The organism is Candidatus Nitrosotalea sp. FS (genome assembly GCF_011319475.1).
In the GTDB taxonomy this organism is placed as follows: domain Archaea; phylum Thermoproteota; class Nitrososphaeria; order Nitrososphaerales; family Nitrosopumilaceae; genus Nitrosotalea.
On the sequence record NZ_RCMC01000113.1, the window covers coordinates 1 to 4,558 of the forward strand.

Consider the following 4,558-nt stretch of genomic DNA (forward strand, 5'->3'; position numbering starts at 1 on the left):
GTACTGAAATCCATTTAACAAGTGATATCCAGATGGACTTTGGAATCGAGAGAGATTTTGCTTCTGCTCCTACCTTAGACACAGAACGAAGAATTCTATTTCGAAGTATAGATTGGAACCCTAGCAGGATAAGCGTCTTTGGTCATTTCATAACTGTCGATTTACCAACTGGTAACCTATCAATAGAAACATCTGATGTGTCTTATCCATATTATAATTTTAATTTGGCCATAATGCGACGGTACGATGTTCAAGAACAATATATGCAGTTAACATATCTTGCCAACTACCCAAATGTTGATCCAAAACCGCATCTATTTGGAAATTGGATATCAGGTCTTGAATGCGATTCCGAAGAAATATGGCACCAGAGTTTATGCGAAATGCAGCTAAATTGTAGTCAAGGACCAAATGGATTATTCGAAGAGGTTTACCCTTCTTTTCTAATGCATGTTAATGATGAGGTATCTGCAAAGGACACACTTCGAACATATGGGATTGCAAGTAGGACTCTCTCAGACTTGCAATGGAACTTTCAAAAAAATGATTTGCTCCTAAGAACAACCCGGAGCTCCTTTCAGATCCTCTCTGGCCGTTTGTATGCTGAAACCATGGTGGATCCATTGAACGCGCAATTGTGGGTGTTTAACCCAGCAAGGGGAATAGGCTACTATGTAAGCTCGGACTATTATTACAACGTACAAAATGGTGGCTTTCGTGATGTTGGCTTTACGTTGCTAGTAAATACAATGGTAGATGCATTAGGCCATTCCATCAAGTTTACACCCACATCAAAAGCTCCTCCATACCAAGAATTTCTCCTCACTGATGGGAGCGGTCGTGACCTGCGTTTTGATCTACAGGAAGAAAGGACTTTCTTAGATGGATTAAAACCGGGTTCTCAGGTCAGAAAATACTTAATTTCGGGAATAACAGATGACACAAAAAATAACTTTAACCAATTTTCCTACAACTATAATGCAAATCACCTTTTGACTGAAGTTGACCTTCCAAGTTCTATAGGAATACGAAAAATAAAATATCATTATGATCATCCGACTTGCCCTGGACTCCTAACTTCGATCGAAAACAGTTTTGGAGGTATCATACAATTCGAATACATTGAAGACCCATTTGATATTGATGATCGTCTGAATCCAAGGCTTAAGATAAGTAAGATTACAGATCCAGAAGGGAATATCTTCGAATATGACCATGATCCTGAGAATATGAAAGTCAATGTTACGTTAGTTGATAATAAAGGAAATGTTGATCGTGTCGTAAACTACACCTATCAACGAGATGAATTCAATACCAAACGCAGGTACATTACAAAGGTTGAAACTAATGTAACTCGAGGTTACAGCGTAGACAACAAAGGTAATCTCATAGCCATCGCAGCTGGCGCGCCTCAAGTAATCACGAACCAGACAGTATACACAAATGATGGAAGATTCAACATTGCAAAAAAGATCGATTCGTTAGATCGTGAACAAACCTATGAATACAATGACTTTAACCAGGTTACTCAAATTACTGATTTTGATGGTCACGAGACAAAATATACTTATGATATACCTGTAAAGCCGCCGCCATCACCCACCAACCCAATCAACTTTGACATGATAAAAATTTCAAAAGATAACAACATTCGCTCTGTTTCAAAAACCAATCCTCTCACATTTACAAAAAACATAGTATCTGTTGATCAAGTTTTTGGGTTTCAAAAATATGATAAAAACAACTCAAGTGACAACACTGATTACAAATTTAGTACACATCGAATAAGTACAAGGACAGATGAACGAGGTTATACTTGGAAATACAAGTATGATGACGTACATAATTTCAACCCACTTTCTCCAACGAAGATGACTACACCATTAGGAATCGTAAATAGTAACAAATTCGATTCAATAGGAAACATCATTGAATACACAGATGCAGAACAAAATACTACAAAATTGAAATATAATCCGCAGGGCAAACTCTTGATCTATACTGACCCGAATCAAAACACAATAAAAATGAAATATTATCCATGTGACAACTGGCTAAATACATTTTCTGATCAGTTATCAAATACCACTATACTTACGCGTGATTCTGAAGGGAAGATAATTCACGTAATGGATCCCGTTGGTGACACGGTCGACTACGAATACTATGGTAATGAGAGGATAAGCAAGATTATTAGACATCGTCCCGCGTTGAAACCGGGTCCTGCGGATCCCCAATCTCTCTCACTTATAATACCATATTCAGATCTTGAGTATGATTTCGATTATACACCACTGGGTAGACCAAAATCCTTCACAAATCCAAAGGGATTGGAAATCCTTTTTGACTTTGATGATATGGGGCGTCTATACCGATGGTACCACAACATACCTAATCCAAAATATACGGTTTTTACATATGACGAAGCAGGACAACTACAGTACTTTGTAGATCGTATTGGTAACATTACCAGTTATACTTACGATTCGTTAGGATATGTAAAGTCGATAACATATCCAGATTGGAATGATGGCAACAAGACGGTCAAGGGGAAGAGCGTGAGTTATGAAGAATACGATCATCTGGGAAAACCTCTAACTGTTTCAGATTCTGAAATTCCCGGTAAAACTAATTTTGTCTATGATGAGGCAGGAAATCTCATACTTCGACAAGAACCGAATGGGTTTCAACTTTGCTTCACCTATGATAAGGATAATCGATTGACTGATGTGCAGGACACGGATGGTAATTATGCGATTTCATACCAGCTTGACGACCTTGGTAGGCCATCTACACTTAGCGACTCGAATGCGATGGATGGTTCTCTCAGCTGGAATTACAAATACAGTAAGAAGGTTGGAACGAAAACCAAAGTACTTCACCTCTACGAACGAATATTACAAGACCTTTCTTTGGAAACTGATTTTGATTACGATGATCGTTACCAGATTAGTTCTTTGGTCCAACAGTTTGCAGGAAATGAAATTTTTTCTGAAAATTATACGTATAGAGATGATGGACTGCTTGATATGATACAGGCTGCCGACCAAGAAAATTTTTACTATGATGGCATTAAGCAGCTGGTCTTCGATGGAAATACTGATTTTCTTTCTGATTATGATGAAGCAAATAACAGGAAATTCTCTGCACAGATCAATGGTGCCGTCACACCAACGCCGAACATGTATGATAGACTCAATAGGCTTGCAAAGGACCAATCATCAAATACTACGTTTACGTATGATGATGACGGAAATATTTCTCTAATTGGTACAGCGCAGTTCTTCTTTGATGGAACAGGCCGGCTGAGATCAGTCAGTACTGCAAAATATTCGGTTTCATATATTTACGATTTTGAAGGAAATTTGGTAAATAGGACAATAAAGAGAGGATCAGGTTCTAAATCAAAAACAAAGATAGAATTCTTTTACTATGCAATGGGCAAACCTGTTATGGTTGAGGATAACAAATCGTTGCAGATGATTATTACCTGGGATGTTGACGCGTCTCTTCTTAGAGTTAGAAGTACTGATATCAATACAGGTGGTACCAATTATGTAAATTCACTTTTTCCTATACAAGATAGGTTTCGAAGCATAAATGGTCTAATTGATTCTTCAGGAAACATAGTTTCAAACATGTCATATGACGCATGGGGAAGTCTGATTAATGTGACTGGACAGAACCAAATCAAGTTTTGGTCTTGGAAAGGTTTCTTTACCGATCCTGATACGGGTCTTCAAAATATAGGCGTTCGATGGTACAATACCCAAATTGGACGCTGGATTTCTGAAGATCCTATAACATCAACAGGAAGAAATCCCTTAAGGTATGTTCCAGATTTCACAAATCTGTATTGTTATGTCGGAAATAATCCTGTTAATAGAATTGACCCCACGGGATTGGATGGAATAAGTTTCGAAGATTCTTGGAATAATACTCTCGATGAAATGACTCAACACGCATCTAGTTATGCAACAGACTCAACCTCCAACCCAATCTCTCCACCTACTCTTGATGAAAATATTCTCTTTCCTACCACCCCTCCTTTAGATTTCACCAAAAATTTCATAGGGCCTGTCTCTTCTTATTCAAGGTCATTTGAAGAGGCGAGAGAGAATTATGTGAATTATTTTGAAGATTTGCAGTCATTAACAGGAACACCTCTCTCTGGGCTGGTTTATGTTGGAGGAATAGCCCTAGGTTTTGATCCTGGCATGCTCCATTTGGCGCTAAAGATTTGGGAACCTTTTGGTGGAATTTTAGAGAACTGGGGTGAAGACATTGCAAAGGAAACAATGGGATCAACTGACTTAAAATAATAACTTTTTGATGTTCTAACTCACAAATAAACTAAAAATGGAACCAAAGTTAGGACAATATGGTCATTAATCACTGTGATTCAAATTTAAGTAAGGGGTACTAAACTAAGTGAACAAAACCCCTCCTAGAGAATTTTAGAATTTTATGAATGAAGTCCACAATTATCACTAACACTAGAGTATTTTTCATAGATCCCGTTTTGTACAAAATATTCTAAGAAATTTCATAAGACAAA

General features: G+C 37.6%; 1 protein-coding gene. It reads left to right on the top strand.

Annotation, left to right across the window (positions count from 1 at the left end):
- The first annotated feature begins 32 nt into the window (after positions 1–32).
- Positions 33–4,322 carry an RHS repeat domain-containing protein gene (locus tag DYY66_RS04310; protein WP_166286517.1) on the top strand — a complete coding sequence of 1,430 codons (4,290 nt, stop codon included), beginning with the start codon at positions 33–35 and terminating at the stop codon, positions 4,320–4,322.
- Positions 4,323–4,558 lie beyond the last annotated feature (236 nt).